General features: G+C 57.6%; 14 protein-coding genes. 5 read left to right on the forward strand and 9 right to left on the reverse strand.

The window, feature by feature from the left end:
* The first annotated feature begins 7 nt into the window (after positions 1-7).
* Together hpnD and hpnE are read left to right on the forward strand one after the other, a co-directional pair.
* Positions 8-859, forward strand: a complete 852-nt coding sequence (gene hpnD, locus ELB75_RS04650; RefSeq protein ID WP_126982925.1) for a presqualene diphosphate synthase HpnD — start codon at positions 8-10, stop codon at positions 857-859.
* Positions 856-2,160, forward strand: coding sequence for a hydroxysqualene dehydroxylase HpnE (hpnE, locus tag ELB75_RS04655; RefSeq protein WP_126982926.1), 1,305 nt, complete (start codon positions 856-858; stop codon positions 2,158-2,160). Before hpnD ends, hpnE begins: the two co-directional genes overlap by 4 nt.
* A gap of 69 nt (positions 2,161-2,229) precedes the next feature.
* On the opposite strand, the gene plsY is transcribed toward hpnE, so the two are convergent.
* On the reverse strand, positions 2,230-2,850 hold the full coding sequence (gene plsY / locus ELB75_RS04660; RefSeq protein WP_431306051.1) for a glycerol-3-phosphate 1-O-acyltransferase PlsY: 621 nt from the start codon (positions 2,848-2,850) through the stop codon (positions 2,230-2,232).
* A 57-nt stretch (positions 2,851-2,907) separates the two neighbouring features.
* On the opposite strand from plsY, the gene ELB75_RS04665 reads away from it, so the two are divergent.
* Entirely contained in the window at positions 2,908-3,273 is a 366-nt protein-coding gene (locus tag ELB75_RS04665) for a dihydroneopterin aldolase (protein WP_126982927.1), read from the forward strand.
* A gap of 256 nt (positions 3,274-3,529) precedes the next feature.
* Here ELB75_RS04665 and ELB75_RS04670 read toward each other — a convergent pair whose 3' ends face one another.
* The 5 genes from ELB75_RS04670 to ELB75_RS04690 all read right to left on the reverse strand — a co-directional run bounded on the left by ELB75_RS04670 (position 3,530) and on the right by ELB75_RS04690 (position 7,659).
* Complete coding sequence (locus ELB75_RS04670) at positions 3,530-3,946, reverse strand: YidB family protein (protein WP_126982928.1); 417 nt, start codon at positions 3,944-3,946, stop codon at positions 3,530-3,532.
* Positions 3,947-4,087: 141 nt separating this feature from the next.
* Complete coding sequence (locus tag ELB75_RS04675; RefSeq protein ID WP_064086170.1) at positions 4,088-4,867, reverse strand: acetoin reductase; 780 nt, start codon at positions 4,865-4,867, stop codon at positions 4,088-4,090.
* Positions 4,868-5,279: 412 nt separating this feature from the next.
* Entirely contained in the window at positions 5,280-6,200 is a 921-nt protein-coding gene (locus ELB75_RS04680; protein ID WP_126982929.1) for a MetQ/NlpA family ABC transporter substrate-binding protein, read from the reverse strand.
* A gap of 45 nt (positions 6,201-6,245) precedes the next feature.
* Positions 6,246-6,920 (reverse strand): methionine ABC transporter permease, encoded by a 675-nt coding sequence (locus ELB75_RS04685; protein WP_023887283.1) that lies wholly within the window; start codon positions 6,918-6,920, stop codon positions 6,246-6,248.
* A 1-nt stretch (position 6,921) separates the two neighbouring features.
* On the reverse strand, positions 6,922-7,659 hold the full coding sequence (locus ELB75_RS04690; RefSeq protein WP_126982930.1) for a methionine ABC transporter ATP-binding protein: 738 nt from the start codon (positions 7,657-7,659) through the stop codon (positions 6,922-6,924).
* Between the two features lie 299 nt (positions 7,660-7,958).
* Here ELB75_RS04690 and eno point away from each other — a divergent pair, with 299 nt between their 5' ends.
* Positions 7,959-9,245 (forward strand): phosphopyruvate hydratase, encoded by a 1,287-nt coding sequence (gene eno, locus ELB75_RS04695; protein WP_126982931.1) that lies wholly within the window; start codon positions 7,959-7,961, stop codon positions 9,243-9,245.
* A 14-nt stretch (positions 9,246-9,259) separates the two neighbouring features.
* Complete coding sequence (gene ftsB / locus ELB75_RS04700) at positions 9,260-9,568, forward strand: cell division protein FtsB (protein WP_126982932.1); 309 nt, start codon at positions 9,260-9,262, stop codon at positions 9,566-9,568.
* Positions 9,569-9,706: 138 nt separating this feature from the next.
* Here the strand turns inward: ftsB and ELB75_RS04705 are convergent.
* The 3 genes from ELB75_RS04705 to ELB75_RS04715 all read right to left on the reverse strand — a co-directional run bounded on the left by ELB75_RS04705 (position 9,707) and on the right by ELB75_RS04715 (position 15,648).
* Positions 9,707-10,554, reverse strand: a protein-coding gene (locus ELB75_RS04705) for an IS630 family transposase (protein ID WP_126982933.1) whose coding sequence is annotated in 2 segments (ribosomal slippage) — positions 9,707-10,239 and positions 10,239-10,554 — 849 coding nt in all. Because the reading frame shifts where the segments join, the coding sequence is not laid out codon by codon here.
* Between the two features lie 284 nt (positions 10,555-10,838).
* Positions 10,839-12,338 (reverse strand): efflux transporter outer membrane subunit, encoded by a 1,500-nt coding sequence (locus ELB75_RS04710; RefSeq protein ID WP_126982934.1) that lies wholly within the window; start codon positions 12,336-12,338, stop codon positions 10,839-10,841.
* A 61-nt stretch (positions 12,339-12,399) separates the two neighbouring features.
* The gene (locus tag ELB75_RS04715) at positions 12,400-15,648 is read right to left on the reverse strand and encodes an efflux RND transporter permease subunit (RefSeq protein WP_126982935.1); all 3,249 of its coding nucleotides are present in this window, start codon (positions 15,646-15,648) and stop codon (positions 12,400-12,402) included.
* Positions 15,649-15,656: the final 8 nt, after the last annotated feature.

Genomic DNA, 15,656 nt, shown 5'->3' on the forward strand with positions numbered 1-15,656 from the left:
AAAAATCATGACCCCCTACGACTACTGCCACCAAAAAGCCGAAGAGAGCGGCTCCAGTTTTCTGGCCGGTTTCCGCTTTCTGCCGCCGGAAAAACGCCGTGCCATGATTGTGCTGTATGCCTATTGCCGCGAGCTCGACGATGTGGCGGATGATTGCGACGATCCGACCGTGGCGGCGCAAACGCTGGCTTGGTGGCGGCAGGATGCGGCCAAGGTATTTCACGGCGCGGCCTTGCCGGAGCATCCGGTTAATCAGGCCATGCGCGAAGTGGCGCCGGCCTACGGGCTACCTGAAAACGAATTGACTGCCGTGATTGACGGCGTGGAAATGGATTTGACCCCGGCGCGTTATGCCGATTTCGCCGCCTTGCAGCAATACTGCCAGCGCGTGGCCGGGGTGGTTGGGCGGCTGATTGCTCGCATCCTCGGTTTTCAAGATGCCGCCGTGCTGGATTATGCCGACAAAATGGGCTTGGCCCTGCAGCTCACCAACATCATCCGCGATGTGGGCGAAGACGCAGTGGCCGGGCGGATTTACCTGCCGGTGGAAGATTTGCAGCGCTTCAATGTGCCTGCCGCCGATTTGCTGCAACGCCGAAACAGCCAAGCGTTTGCCGAGCTGATGGCTTTTCAGGTAGCCCGTGCCCGCCAAACCTACCGCGAAGCCGTGGCCTTGCTGCCTGCTGCCGAGCGGCGCGGACAGAAGGCAGGGCTGGTGATGGCCGCCATCTACTACGCGCTTTTAAACGAAATCGAGCGCGACGGCGCGGCCAATGTGCTGCGCTACAAGCTGGCGATTCCGAAGCCGCGCAAGGCACGGATTGCCCTGAAAACCTGGCTCTTGGGGTTTAAGCCATGAGCACCGCGCCGCGTGTGGCGGTTATCGGCGGCGGCTGGGCGGGGCTTTCGGCGGCGGAAGCGCTGTGTGGCCGGGCGCAAATTACCCTGTTTGAGGCCGGGCGGCAGTGCGGCGGCCGCGCCCGCGCGTTGGGCGGCGGCAGCGGTTTTGCCCATGCCGACAACGGCCAGCATATTTTGGTGGGCGCGTATCGGCAGGTGCTGGATGTGCTGGCGCGCTGCGGCGTGCGCGAAGAAGAAGCATTTTTGCGTCTGCCGCTGCAATGGCATTTGGCCGACGGCCTGCAATTTGCCGCCCGCCGTCTGAGTGCGCCGCTGCATTTGCTTTTCGGCGTGCTGGGCGCACGCGGCATCGGTTGGGGCGAGAAAACGGCGCTGCTGCGCCAGATGCGCGCCTTGCAGAGCCTGCGCTTGACGGAAGACATTCCCGTGGCTGCTTGGCTGCGGCGGCAGCAGGTGTCGCACCGTTTGCAGCAGCAGTTTTGGCAGCCCTTGGTGTGGGGCGCGATGAACACCGCTTTGGAGCAGGCTTCGCTGCAACGCCTGCAAAACGTGCTGCGCGACGGCGTGTGGGCGGAGCGCGCAGCCAGCGATTTCTTGCTGCCTAAGCAGGATTTGGGGCGGCTGTTTGCCGAGCCGGTGTGCCGCCGCCTGCAAAAATACGGCGCACAAATCCGGCTGGAAACGCGCGTGCCGCAGATTGAACAAACGCTTTCAGGTAGCCTGTTGGTGGACGGCGAAGCCTTTGATGCCGCCGTGTTGGCCGTTGCGCCCTATCATGTGCCGCCCCTGCTGCCCGAGGCCGCTCCGCCCGAGATTGCCGCCGCGCTGGATGCCTTGGCCTACCACGCCATCACCACCGTGTATCTGCGTTATCCCGTTGCGCCCGAGCTGCCCGCGCCGATTACCGGCCTGGCCGAAGGCACGGCGCAATGGTTTGTCGACCGCGATGCGCTCGGCTTCGGGCGCGGCGAAGTATCCGCCGTGATTTCCCTGTCCGACCAATACGGCAAACTCGGCCGCGAAGAGTGGATAACGCGCGTGTACCAGGATTTGCGGCGCATCTGCCCGCACCTGCCGCGCCCCGCTGACGCCCAAGTCATCACCGAAAAACGCGCCACCGCCGCCAGCCGCACCGACAACCCCGCCATCCCCGCCGCCTGGCTGCGCCATCAGCATATCTACCTCGCCGGCGATTATCTGCACCCGCGCTATCCCGCCACGCTGGAAGCCGCCGTACAAAGCGGTCGGCAGGCTGCAGCTTTGTTGTTGAAAGATGCGCGGGGGGAGCAAGCTGACTAAAAACCATGCTATTTAAACAAAAGGCTACCTGAAACTTTTCAGGTAGCCTCTATCGGGCAGCCAATGCTGCTATTTGCCCGAACCGATTTTACTTTCCTTGCCGCTGAGCAGGTTTTGGATATTGCTGCGGTGGCGCAGCAGCACCAGCGCGGCAATCACGGCAATGGCGGCTTGCCAGGAAGGCTGTTGCACCAGAAACATGGCGGCCAGCGGGCTGATTACGGTGGCGGTGAGTGCGGCCAGTGAAGAAATTTTCAGCCCGAAGGCCATCACCAGCCACACCGCCGCGCAAATCAGCGCTACCGGCCACGACAAAGCCAGCAGCACGCCCAGCGCGGTGGCCACGCCCTTGCCGCCCTTGAAGCCGAAAAACAGCGGCCACATATGCCCCGCCAACACTGCTATGGCCACAGCGGCCACTACTTCGTAGGCCAGGCCGAAATGCGATTGCAGCCATCGGGCGATCAGCACGGCCACCAAGCCTTTGAGTGCGTCGCCCAAGAGCGTGAGCGCGGCGGCTTTTTTGCGGCCGCTGCGCAAAACATTGGTGGCGCCCGGGTTGCCCGAGCCGTAGCTGCGCGGGTCGTCCAGCCCGTAGAATTTGGATACGATAACGGCAAACGAGAGCGAGCCGATTAAGTAGGCGGCGACCACGGCGGCCAAGCCCCACACAGACAAGATGTCAGCCATAAGATTTTTTCACATTCAAACAAACGAGCCGGATTCTATCACGAGGACAAGCACAGCATGGATACCGTTTTTCTGCATGGCCTAAAAGCCCAAACCCTAATCGGCGTTTTCGACTGGGAACGCCGCCAGCCGCAAACCGTGCTGCTGGATATCGACATCCGCGCTGATTTGAGCACGGCGGAAAAGAGCGACAATGTGGCCGATACGATCAGCTATGCCGAGGCGGCGGAGCTGGTAACGGCCGCTTTGGCAGGGCAGCAGTTTTTCCTGCTGGAAGCGCTGGCAGGCTATACAGCGCAGCTGCTGCTCAAACATTTCCCTTCCTGCGAGAGCGTGCGGATTAAGGCGGTGAAACCCGGCATCCTGCCCGGCGTGGCATCGGTGGGCGTGGTGATGGAGCGGGGTAGGACAGAGGCTACCTGAAGAGATATAGTGGATTAAAATCAGAATGTTACGGCGTTGACTTGCCTTGCCGTACTGCTTGCACTGTCTGCGGCTTGCTACTTTGCCCCTTCTGATTTTAATCCGCTATAGCCAAAGTATTTCCCCTCTGCTAAGCGGGCTAACGCGGCATGGAGCGCAGGTTTCAGCTATCTCGCCGTTTAAACTTTGCCTAAGCTGCGTTTTTAGGTAGCCTCACAAATAAAAAAGCCGTCTGAACATTCAGACGGCTTTTGGTTTATTTCATAAAGTTTTTCAGCAGCATGGAAGCTACATCGTCCAGGCCGAAGCCGTCTGCGTCTTGCGCGCTGCCGTTGGGGGTGGCGTGGTCTACCAGATTGGGCAGGATTTTGGCCAGCATCTCGCTTGCCTGGTTGGCATCCACGCCGAATTTCTGCGCCAGCTGGTTTACGGTGTCGCTGCCCAGCGCTTGTTGCAGTTGGCTGCCGGACACGGGCAGGTTGCCTGCCTGGTTGGAAACCCAGCTGCTGATGGCATCACCCAAGCCGCCTTGTTGCAGCTGGCTGATCAGGTTGCCCACGCCGCCGTGCTGTTTCACCAAATCCATTGCCATATCGGCGAGCGAGCCTTGTCCGCCGTCTTTGCCGCCCAGCATCTGGCTGGCCGCGTTCATCAGATTATCCATTAAAGCCATGATTTTTCCTTGTGTTCGTGTGAAAGGGGGCGCAGTGTAGCAAAGTTCGGGTGGCAGGGTGCGGGTTTAACCGAATTTAGCGGATGCAAAATGCGGGCGGCCATAAAAACAGCCGGCTGCCGCCGGCCGTTTGCCTGTTGTTTAACGGAATACCATGCCGCCGTCGGTGAGGATGGTTTGGCCGGTGATGTAGTCGGCGTCTTCCGAAGCCAGGAAAGATACCAGGTTGGCCACGTCTTCCGGCTGTTGCGGCCGGCCGGCGAGGATGCCTTTGGTAAATTCATTCCACGCCTGTTTCGGCTGGTAGCCCTTGTGTTCTACGAATGCGGCGTCGATGCGCTCCCACATGGGGGTGTCGGCCACGCCCGGGCAATAGGCATTTACGCGGATGTTGTAGGGGGCGAGCTCTTTTGCGGTGGAATGGGTGAATGAGCGTACCGCGTGCTTGGTGGCGCAATACAGGCTCAGCATTTCGTAGGATTCGTGTCCGGCGATGCTGCATGCGTTGATGATTTTGCCCACGCCCTGCTGTTTTTTCATTTGTTCGGCGGCGGCCTGCGTGCCGAAAATCACGCCCTTGATGTTGATGCCCAACACCCGGTCGATTTCATTTTCGTTCAGGCTCAAGAATGTGCCGACCGATTCTACGCCCGCGTTGTTGACAAACACGTCCACCCGCCCGAAGGCCTTGACTGCTTCGGCCACCAGGCGGAACTGGTCTTCCCGGCTGGCAGAATTACCCTTTACGGCGATATTTTCAAACCCGGCTGCATCGAATTCGGCTTTAACCTTGTTCAGGTTGTCGGCGTTGATGTCGTGCAGCACCACGCGGAAGCCGTCTTTGGCCAAACGGGTGGCGATTGCTTTGCCCAAACCTGCGGCGGAACCGGTAACTACGGCTACTTTTTTCACATCAGTCATGGTAGATCTCCTTTTCGGGTGGAAATGCAGCCGTATGCCTTTGCGGCACGGCTGGCGGATGCCAGCCGCCCGAACAAGCGGGCGGATGGCGGAAAGGGGGAATTTGAAATCTAAATGTGTGGTGTGTATCTGCATGAACAATGGCAGTAAAGTACCAAAAATCATAACAGATGTAAACAAAAGGACAACAGATTGGTTTGCTTGGAAAATTTTATGAAGATGGCAAAATCGGGTGAGGCTGTGGGCGGGGCTCGGGCAGTAAGGAGGAGCAACGCGTTAGGAAGGAGTAAGATACATAAAATCAGTTTATTGCGTGTTTCCAGATATAAGGGTATTTTTCAGGTAGCCTTTTCCTCAATTAAAAACAGCCGCTTCAGGCTACCTGAAACGGCTGTGGTTTGATCCGCGCTGTTTATTTGGCGGCAGATGCGCCGGAGGCGGCTGCTGTGGAAGCGGCCGAAGCGGCGGCTGCGCCTTCGCCCCATGCGGCGGGATATTTGTAGCCGACGAAGCGTTTGTGCGCGTAGTCTTTGAATTCTTTGGAATTGTAGGCGGCGGTTACGTCTTTCACCCATTGCGCGTCTTTATCGGCAGTGCGCACGGCAGACCAGTTGATGTAGGCGAAGCTGGGCTCTTGGAACAGGGCTTCGGCCAGTTTCATACCGGAAGACATGGCGTAGTTGCCGTTTACGATGGCGAAGTCCACGTCTTGGCGGCTACGCGGCAGGTTGGCGGCTTCCATTTCCACGAATTCGATATTTTTGGTGTTTTCGGCAATATCGGTGCGGGCGGCTTTGAGCGGGTCGATGCCCTCTTTCAGTTTGATCCAGCCTAGGTTGTCGAGCATTACCAAGGCGCGGGCGAGGTTAGACGGATCGTTGGGGATGGAAACGGTGCTGCCGTTTTTCACCTGATCCAGCGCGGTGAGCTTGCCGGGGTAGATGCCCAAGGGGGCGGTGGGCACTTGGAATACTTCGGTCAAATCCAAATTACGTTCGGCTTTGAAACCGTCGAGATAGGGTTTGTGCTGGAAGATATTGATGTCGATTGCGCCTTCGGCCAGTGCCTGGTTGGGGGTAACATAGTCGGGAAATTCGGTGAGGGTAACGGTGTAGCCCTGTTTTTCCAGCATGGGCTTGATTTGGTCGGTAATCATGTCGGCAAAGTCGCCCGGGGTGGTACCGAAGCGGATTTCCCGCTTGGCTTCGGCGGCGGGCTGGTTGCCGGCAGATGCGGCGGATGCTTGTGCGCCGCTGCCGCTGTCTTGCCCGCCGCAGGCGGCCAGGGTCATGCCCAGCACGGCGGCGCAGGTGAGTTTCCATAATGCTTTCATTGCGTGTCTCCTTTTAAGTGGATAAACAGGTTGGGAAAAAACAGATTAGCGTTTATCTAAACGGTCGGCAAGGTAGTTGCCGATTTCTTGCATGGTGATGACGATGATGGAGAGCAGGATAACAACCGTCCACATAACGTCAGACATAAAGCGGTGGTGGCCGTAATTGATGCCGAGGTCGCCGATACCGCCGCCGCCAATGAGGCCGGCTGCGGCGCTCAAGCCGAGAATGGCGATAATCAGGATGGTGATGCTGCGAACCAAGCCCGCGCGCGCTTCGTTGAGCAAGACTTTGGTCATGATGGTGGGCGGTTTCGCACCCATGGCTAAAGCGGCCTCCACCACGCCTTTGGGTACTTCGGCCAGATTTTGTTCCACTAGGCGGGCGAAATAAAAAATACCGGCCACGCTGAGGGAAACAGATGCGGCTACCGGCCCGAAAGTGGTGCCGACAAGCGCGCGTGATGGAATTTCCATCATAATCATCAGGATAACGAATGGATAGGCGCGCATAAAGTTGATGATGAAGCCCAAAATTTGATGAATGTGGCGGTTGGCATAAATTTGGTTTTTGCCGGTGGTAAACAGCCATAAGCCCAACGCGCCACCAAAAATAACGCTGACGGGCACGGAAATGCCGAGCATCACTGCCGTCTGCCAAAAGGCTTTATAAAAATTGGGCAGCAGGCGGATGAGGTTTTCGAAAATATCGTATTTCATTTTAATCCTCCTGTACCAATTCGCGTCCGATATCGGTGTGCGCCAGAATCTGCTTGTCGCGCACGTCGGCCACTTCCAGCAAATGCCCTTGATGCAGCAGGGCAGTACGGCGGCACAGGCGGCGGATGACGCTCATTTCGTGGGTAACGATCACGATGGTTACGTTGAAACGGCGGTTGATATCTTGCAGGCAGTCGAGCACGCTGCGGGTGGTGGCCGGGTCGAGCGCGGAAGTGGGCTCGTCGGCCAGAATCACGCTCGGGTTGGGTGCGAGCGCACGGGCAATGCCCACGCGCTGTTTCTGCCCGCCGGAAAGTTGGGCGGGGTAGTGCTGCGCGCGGTCGGACAGGCCGACAATCTGCAAACATTCGCGCACGCGTTCGTTGATTTTGCTTTTGCTCCAGCCGGCAATCTCCAGCGGGAAGGCCACGTTGCCGGCCACGGTGCGGTTGGCGAGCAGGTTGAACTGCTGAAACACCATGCCGATGTTTTGGCGGGCGGTGCGCAGTTGGGCGGGGCTCATGGCGGTGAGGTCTTGGCCGTCTACCAGTACTTTGCCGCTGTCGGGGCGTTCCAGCAGGTTGATCAGGCGCAGCAGGGTGGATTTGCCCGCGCCTGAATAGCCCATCAGCCCGAACACCTCGCCTTGGTCGATACTCAGGCTCAAGGGATGCACGGCCATGAATTGGTTGCTTTTGCCGTGATGATAGCTTTTACAAACGGAATCCAGAATAATCATGATGATGTTGTATGGCCGCCTCATTCGGCGGCTGCAAAGATTTAAAGCCCACTGGATCAACAATGGGCTTAAAACAGAGGTGCGTGTTATGGATGGTACGCTTTAGCTGTTTTAACGCCCGCAAGCTGTATCAAATCGGCGTAAATAATGGTGGCGTATTTAATGCCCAAATGTGGGTTTTGTCAAGAGCGGCTGTTTGCCGGGCTGTGTTTCAAGCTTGCCGGTTTCGGGTATAATCCTGCCGTTTGGGCGGGCAAGCCGCCGTTTCTTCAGCCAACTAACTTTTTGGAGCAGAGTGCATGAGCGCCATTATTGATATTTTCGCCCGCGAGATTCTCGATTCGCGCGGCAATCCCACCGTAGAATGCGATGTGTTGCTGGAAAGCGGCGTGATGGGGCGCGCGGCCGTGCCCAGCGGCGCTTCCACCGGCCAGAAAGAAGCGCTGGAGCTGCGCGACGGCGATGCCGCACGCTATTTGGGCAAGGGCGTGCTCAAAGCCGTGGAGCATGTGAACAACGAAATCGCCCAAGCCGTTATCGGCATTGACGCTTCCGAACAGAGCTATATCGACAAAGTTTTGGTGGAATTGGACGGCACGGATAACAAAGGCCGCCTCGGCGCCAATGCCACTTTGGCCGTATCCATGGCCGTGGCGCGCGCTGCCGCCGAAGATGCCGGTCTGCCGCTCTACCGCTATTTGGGCGGCGCGGGGCCGATGGCGATGCCGGTGCCGATGATGAACGTGATTAACGGCGGCGAACATGCCAACAACAGCCTGGATATTCAGGAATTCATGATTATGCCGGTGGGCGCGGCCAGCTTCCGCGAGGCCTTGCGCTGCGGCGCGGAAGTGTTCCACCACTTGAAAAAAATCTGCCACAACAAAGGCTTTCCCACTACCGTGGGCGACGAGGGCGGCTTTGCCCCTAATTTGGGCAGCCACGCCGAAGCCTTGGATTTGATTTTGGAAGCCGTGAAAGCCGCCGGCTACGAAGCGGGCAAAGACGTGCTGCTCGCGCTCGATTGCGCTTCCAGCGAGTTTTACAAAGACGGCAAATACCACCTCTCCGCTGAAGGCAAAGCGCTGACCAGCGCCGAATTTGCCGATTATCTGGCCGATTTGGCCAGCCGCTATCCGATTGTTTCGATTGAAGACGGCATGGATGAAAACGACCGCGAAGGCTGGAAGCTGCTCACCAAAAAGCTTGGCGGCAAAGTGCAGCTGGTGGGTGACGATTTGTTTGTCACCAACCCGAAAATCCTGGCCGAAGGCATTAAAGAAGGCATTGCCAACGCCCTGCTGGTGAAAGTGAACCAAATCGGCACCCTGAGCGAAACCCTGAAAGCCGTGGAGCTGGCCAAACGCAGCCGCTATGCCAGCGTGATGAGCCACCGCTCCGGTGAAACCGAAGACAGCACCATCGCCGATTTGGCCGTGGCCACCAACTGCATGCAGATTAAAACCGGTTCGCTTTCCCGCTCCGACCGCATGGCCAAATACAACCAGCTGCTGCGCATCGAAGAAGAGCTGGGCGAAGCTGCTTATTATCCCGGCCAAGCCGCGTTTTACCATTTGGCTCGCTAAAGGCTACCTGAAACATGAAATGGGTAACCGTGGTGCTGGTCGTGGCGCTGGTGTGGCTGCAGCATGATCTGTGGCTGGCCAAAGGCGGCTGGCGCGATATGTGGCGGCTGGAGGCCGAAGCCGAGCGCCAGCGGCAGGCCAACCAAAGCCTGGTGCTGCGCAATCAGGCTTTGACAGCCGAAGTGGAAAACCTGCGCACCGGGAAAGATGCCATCGCCGAAATCGCCCGCACCGATTTGGGCTATGTGGGGCCGGGCGAAGTGTATTACCGCGTTTTGCCCGCTTCCGAGGCGGCGGCAGGGAGTGAAGCGGCTGCCGAATAATATGTATCAATGGTTTTTCAGGTAGCCTGCCGTCTGCAAGTGGCTACCTGAAAATATTTCTGCCATAGCAAACAGCATATATAGTGGATTAAATTTAAATCAGGACAAGGCGGAGAGCCGCAGACAGTACAAATATAGTCAATTAAAATCAAAATAGGACAGTAGCGCATCGTCAAATCGGGCGTAATCAGACAATACGGTTCGCAGATACCGCTTAATATTCGCCCACACCTTCTCAATCGGGTTGGGCTCAGGTGAATAAGGTGCAAGAGGCAATACCTTATGTCCCAATTTTTCCGCCATTTCCCGTAAGACACCCATACGGTGAAATCGTGCATTATCTAAAATAATCACCGATTTTTGAGTCAATGCGGGCAGCAGGCATTGCTGAAACCACGCTTCAAAAAAGACTCCGGTCATCGTATTTTGATAAACCATCGGAGCAATCAGCCGGTTGCCGACTTGTGCGGACACAAGAGATAAGCGTCGGTATCTTTTTCCACTTATCTGCGCTTTCACTATTTGCCCTTTCAGGCTGCGGGCATAGGGACGGAACAGGTAGCGGTCAAATCCTGTTTCATCCAAATAAACACGTTGGTAGTCGGAAAATTCGGCCAGCTGTGTCAAATAATGCGTTACTGTGGCCGGGTCTTGTTCTTTGTAAGCGGTGGTCTTTTTTTGCGCGTCATCCCCATCTGTTTGAGCGCATAGCAAACGGCGGCTGCCGTACAATCAAAATGTTTGGCGATTTCATGCAGATAGGCATCCTGGTGTTGCCCAACATATTGAGCCGGTTTTTGCCTATCCAATTTGACGGCGTTTAGACCGGTAACTTGATGTTTTAGGCTGCCTGTTTGTTTTTTAAGGCGAATCCACAGGTAAAGCGTGTTTCTTGACAAGTTAAACGTTGCTGCGGTTTGGCTGATGTTTTTGCATTGTTCGTAATAGTTTAAAGCTTTGTTTCTTAAGTCCGCAGAGTATGCCATGGTCAGACCTTCAAAGTTGAGTATTGTACTATTTTGTTTTTAATTGACTATAATTGACTATATTTGTACTGTCTGCGGCTCGCCGCCTTGTCCTGATTTTTGTTAATCCACTATAGGAAAAATCATGGCTTTGGCCATGGCCAAAGTGCCGGTTTCAGGTAGCCTCAAGTTTTCAGGTAGCCTCAGTTGCGGTGAATCCGGATAAAAAACTGCCGACCTTTCCATGATAGGTACGGAAGGGTCGGCAGGGCAGGCTACCTGAAAACGTCAGGCGGGCAGCCGGATTATTTGCCGTTTGATTCGGCGGAAGCAGAAGCGGCTTCTGCTGGGGCTTGGGTCGGCGTTACTGCGGCGGCCGGGGCGGCTTCGGTGTGTTGCTTGAGGCCGCCGCCAAGGGCCTTGTAGAGATCGGCCAGGTTTTCCAGCATGGAAAGCTGGGTGGCGAGTACGGCGGCATCGGCGGAGTAGCTGCTGCGTTCGGCATCGAGCACTTCCAGCGAGCTGGACACGCCGTGGCGGTAGCGCAGATTAATCAGACGCAGGCGGTCGTTGTAGGCTTTTTGGGTTTGCACGCGGGCATCGTATTGCTGTTGCAGGGTTTCGCGCGCCACCAAGGCGTTGGATACGTCTTGGAAGGCGGACTGCACGGCTTTTTCATACGCGGCCACGGCCGATTGCTGGCGCAGTTTGGCCACATCCAGGCTGGCGCGCAGGCTGCCCCAGTTGAAAATGGGCACTTTGATGGTGGGGGAGAACACCCAGGTGCGGTTTATACCGTCGAACAGGCGATTCATTTCGGTGCTGCCGGTGCCGATGCTGCTGGTGATGCTGATGCTGGGGAAGAAGGCGGCACGGGCGGCGCCGATATTGGCATTGGCTTGGCGCAGGTTATGCTCGGCAGCGCGGATATCGGGGCGGTTTTGCAGCAGGTAGGAGGAAAGGCCGGCGGGCAGTTGGGTGATGCGGAACTGTTTGTTCAGCGGCAGGCCGGCGGGCAGATTATTGGGCACGGGTTGGTTAATCAGCACGGCTAGGGCGTTGTGTGCCTGCTCGCGGGCGCGCAGGGCGGCGGCGTAGTCGGCTTTGGCCGATTCAATCAGGGCTTCCATTTCACGCAGATTAACGGCGGAAATCACGCCGGCATTGTGCTGGATTTGATTGAGCCGGTAGGTTTGCTCGCGGGTTTGCAGCACTCTCTGTGCGAGCTTCATGGATTCTTCGGCGTAGCGTTCGTTGAAATAGGCTTTGGCCACGGCAGAAACCAGCGCGAGGTGGGCGGAATCACGGGCGGCGGCGCTGCTGAAATAGCCTTGCAGTGCGGCTTGGTTGTTGCTACGGGCCTTGCCGAACAGGTCGAGCTCGTAGGAGGCGATGCCGAGGCCGACGTTGTAAGATTCGGCGATGTAGGAGCGGCCGGTGGCGCTCAAATCCTGCGCCACACGGGCACGTTGGCCGGTGCCGCTGGCATTGATGCCGGGCAGGGAGGCGGCGCGGGTGATGGCGTATTGGGCGCGTACCGCTTCGGCATTCAGGGCGGCCATGCGCAGGTCGGGGTTGTTTTGCAGCGCCAGGGTAATCAGGGATTTGAGGCGCGGGTCGGCAAAATAGTCTTCCCAACCGGTGTCGGCGGTGCGGTTGCTGTTTTGGCCGGTGGCGGTGTCGTAGCGGAAACTGGCGGGCACGTTTACTTCTGGCTGCTGATAGCGCGGCGCAAGGGTGCAGGCGGAAAGCAGCAGGCTGAAGGCGAGGCTGCCGGCAATCGGTTTTAAAACGGTTGTTCTCATGTGCTTGGTCCTTATGGTTTTCAGGTAGTCTCCCATGCGGTAGAGGCTACCTGAAAACGTTTTACTGGTCGTTATGCAGGTCGCGTTTCTCTTCTTCGCTCAGCCCTTGTTCGGCAGCGGAAACGTAGAGTTCGGCCTGCTCGGGGCTGATGTTGGTGTGGGCGGCGGCCATTTCGGTTTCATGTTGGGACGGTTTAAACAGCTTGCGTACCAACACGTAGAACAGCGGCACCAGGAACACCGACAGCAGCGTGCCGACAGACATACCCCAGAATACGGCGGTACCGATGGAGCGTTGGCTGGCGGAGCTGGCTCCGGAAGCGACATACAGCGGCACCACGCCCAAGATGAAGGCGAAGGAGGTCATCAGAATCGGGCGGAAACGCAGGTGGGCGGCGGCCAAGGCCGATTCCATCGCGCTCTTGCCCTGCGCTTGCAGGTCTTTGGCAAATTCGATAATCAGAATCGCGTTTTTCGCGCTCAAACCGACCACGGTAATCATGCCGACCATGAAGTAGATGTCGTTAAAGAACACCTCTCGGATGCCGAATACACCGTTGAACAGGTTGCGGCCGAACACACCCAGCACCACGCCGAGGAAGCCCAAGGGGGCAACCAGCAGCACGGCGGCGGGAATCGACCAGCTTTCATACAGGGCGGCCAGCACGAGGAAGGTGGCCAGCAATACGAAGCCGTAGAGCATGGTGCGCTGGGAAGAGCCGCTGGCCTGTTGGCGCGATTCGCCCGCCCATTCCACGCTGTAGCCGTCCATCTGCGAAACGATGCGTTCTACCTCGGCCATAGCATCGCCGCTGGCGAAGCCGGGTTTGACCGCGCCACTAATCGACATGGCGGGATAGCCGTTGAAACGGGTGCTCTGCTCCATACCGGTTTCCCATGAGGCGCTGACCACGGTGGAAAGCGGTACGGCCACGCCTTGGCCGTTGGGCACGGTCATGGCCAGAATCTGCTCGGCCTGCATACGGGACTGGGGCACGGCTTGCACGTACACTTTTTGCAGGCGGCCGTTGTTGGGGAAGTCGTTCACATATGCCCCGCCCAATGCAGAACCCAAGGTACTGCGGATAGAGGTCATGCTGATGCCTTGTGCGGCGGCGGCGGCACGGTCGATGGTGAGCTTGAGCTGCGGTGCGTCTTCCAAGCCGGCGGCACGGGTGTCGCCGAACATCGGGTTTTTACGCATTTCGGCAATCAGCTTGTTGCGTGCTTCCACCAGGGCTTGGTGGCCGTGGCTGTTGCGGTCTTGCAGGTAGAACTCCAAACCGCCGTTACCCAGCTCGCGGATGGGCGGAGGATTCACAGCGATGGCGAAACCGTCGCGGATCATGCCGCTGGCCATGAAGGCACCGGTCAGTTTTTGAGAAATACTGGCTGCGTCTTCGCCCGGGCCTTTACGCTCGTCCCAGTTTTTCAAAATCACAAAGCCCATGGCCATGTTCTGGCCGCTACCTGAAAAGCTGAAGCCGGATACGGTGAATACATCTTTCACGCCGGGTGTGCCTTTGGCAATCTGCTCCACGGCCAGCAGGGTTTGGTCGGTACGCTCTTTGGTGGCGCCGGCCGGCAGCTGGATGCTGACCATCAGGTTGCCTTGGTCTTCCGACGGCAGGAAGGAAGACGGGATACGGGTGTAGAGCAGGCCGGCTGCGGCCACCAGCGCCAAGTACACAATCAGCATACGCCCGGCACGGTGCAGCAGGGCGGCCACCCAGCCTTCGTAGCGCTTGTTGCCGGCGGTGAATTTGCGGTTGAACCAGCCGAAGAAGCCGGTTTTTTCCTCGTGGTGTCCTTTCTCAATCGGTTTGAGCAACGAAGCGCACAAGGCCGGTGTGAGCGACAGGGCGAGGAAGGCGGAGAAGGCGATGGAGAGCACCATGGTGATGGCGAACTGCTGGTAGATTTTACCGGTAGCACCGCTGAACATGGCCAGCGGCACGAACACGGAAATCAACACGGCGGTAATGCCGACCACGGCGCCGGAGATCTGCCCCATGGCCTTATGCGTAGCTTCACGCGGCGGCAGGCCTTCTTCCGACATGATGCGTTCCACGTTTTCCACCACCACAATGGCGTCGTCCACCACGATACCGATTACCAGCACCATGGCAAACATGGTCAGCACGTTGATCGACATGCCGAAATAATAGATGCCGGCAAAGCCGCCCAAGAGCGAAATCGGCACCACGATAGTGGGAATCAGGGTATAGCGGATGTTTTGCAGGAACACAAACATCACAATGAACACCAACACCATGGCTTCCCCCAAGGTGTGCACCACTTGTTCGATGGAGATTTCCACAAAGGTGGAGGTATCGTACGGGGCGCTCCAGGTAACATCGCCGGGGAAATACTGCTCCAATTTGGCCATGCGTTCTTTTACCAGCGCGGCAGTGGCGGTGGCGTTGCCGCTGTTGGACAGCATCACGGCCATGCCGACGGTGGGTTTGCCATTGAGGCGGGTGCTGGCAGAGTAGTCTTCCGAGCCCAGCTCAATTTTAGCCACATCGCGCAGATAAACGTTGGCACCGTTTGTGTTGCTGCGCAGGATGATATTGCCGAACTCTTCCGGCGTGCTGAGCTGGCCGTCGGCAGTGATGGTGGCGGTAATGGTTTGCCCTTGGCTGGCCGGCAGCGAGCCGAGCGAACCGGCGGAAATTTGCACGTTTTGCGCACTGATGGCAGAGGAAACGTCGGCAAAGGAGAGATTGAAGTTTTGCAGTTTCTGCGGGTCTACCCAAATACGCATGGCGCGTTCTGCCGCAAACAGACGCACTGCGCCCACACCTTCGATACGTTGCAATTCGGGCACGATATTGCGTTTGGCGTAGTCGGCCATTTCTTCCAAATCTTGAGTTTGCGAAGAGAGTGCCACCACCATCAGGAAGTTGGAGCGGGATTTGGATACGTTTACGCCGTATTGCTGCACGGTGGCGGGCAGGCTGGACAACACTTCGTTCAGTTTGTTGTTCACTTCCAGCTGCGCCACGCTTTCATCGGTATCGGGAGTGAAGGTGAGGGTAACGCTACCTGAACCGCTGGAGTCGGCGGAAGTGGACATATAGTCTAAGCCTTCCACGCCGTTCATATTGCGTTCGATTACCGCCAATACGCTGTCTTCCATCACCTGGGCGGAAGCGCCGGGGTAGGTGGCGGTCAGATTGAACGTGGGCGCGGCAACAGACGGATATTGCGATACCGGCAGTTTTTGGATGGCCAGCACGCCCGCCAAAATAATGAAGATGGAGATAACCCATGCGAACACGGGCCGGTCGATAAAGAATTTAGCCATTTACACAC

The organism is Eikenella corrodens (genome assembly GCF_003990355.1).
GTDB classification, from domain to species: Bacteria; Pseudomonadota; Gammaproteobacteria; order Burkholderiales; family Neisseriaceae; genus Eikenella; species Eikenella corrodens_B.

Coding starts and splice junctions, on each gene's coding strand:
- eno (WP_126982931.1), top strand. CDS start 7,959: ATGAGCGCCATTATTGATATTTTCGCCCGCGAGATTCTCGATTCGCGC.
- ELB75_RS04710 (WP_126982934.1), bottom strand. CDS start 12,338: ATGAGAACAACCGTTTTAAAACCGATTGCCGGCAGCCTCGCCTTCAGC.
- ELB75_RS04685 (WP_023887283.1), bottom strand. CDS start 6,920: ATGAAATACGATATTTTCGAAAACCTCATCCGCCTGCTGCCCAATTTT.
- ELB75_RS04675 (WP_064086170.1), bottom strand. CDS start 4,867: ATGACTGATGTGAAAAAAGTAGCCGTAGTTACCGGTTCCGCCGCAGGT.
- ftsB (WP_126982932.1), top strand. CDS start 9,260: ATGAAATGGGTAACCGTGGTGCTGGTCGTGGCGCTGGTGTGGCTGCAG.
- hpnE (WP_126982926.1), top strand. CDS start 856: ATGAGCACCGCGCCGCGTGTGGCGGTTATCGGCGGCGGCTGGGCGGGG.
- hpnD (WP_126982925.1), top strand. CDS start 8: ATGACCCCCTACGACTACTGCCACCAAAAAGCCGAAGAGAGCGGCTCC.
- plsY (WP_431306051.1), bottom strand. CDS start 2,850: ATGGCTGACATCTTGTCTGTGTGGGGCTTGGCCGCCGTGGTCGCCGCC.
- ELB75_RS04665 (WP_126982927.1), top strand. CDS start 2,908: ATGGATACCGTTTTTCTGCATGGCCTAAAAGCCCAAACCCTAATCGGC.
- ELB75_RS04670 (WP_126982928.1), bottom strand. CDS start 3,946: ATGGCTTTAATGGATAATCTGATGAACGCGGCCAGCCAGATGCTGGGC.
- ELB75_RS04715 (WP_126982935.1), bottom strand. CDS start 15,648: ATGGCTAAATTCTTTATCGACCGGCCCGTGTTCGCATGGGTTATCTCC.
- ELB75_RS04690 (WP_126982930.1), bottom strand. CDS start 7,659: ATGATTATTCTGGATTCCGTTTGTAAAAGCTATCATCACGGCAAAAGC.
- ELB75_RS04680 (WP_126982929.1), bottom strand. CDS start 6,200: ATGAAAGCATTATGGAAACTCACCTGCGCCGCCGTGCTGGGCATGACC.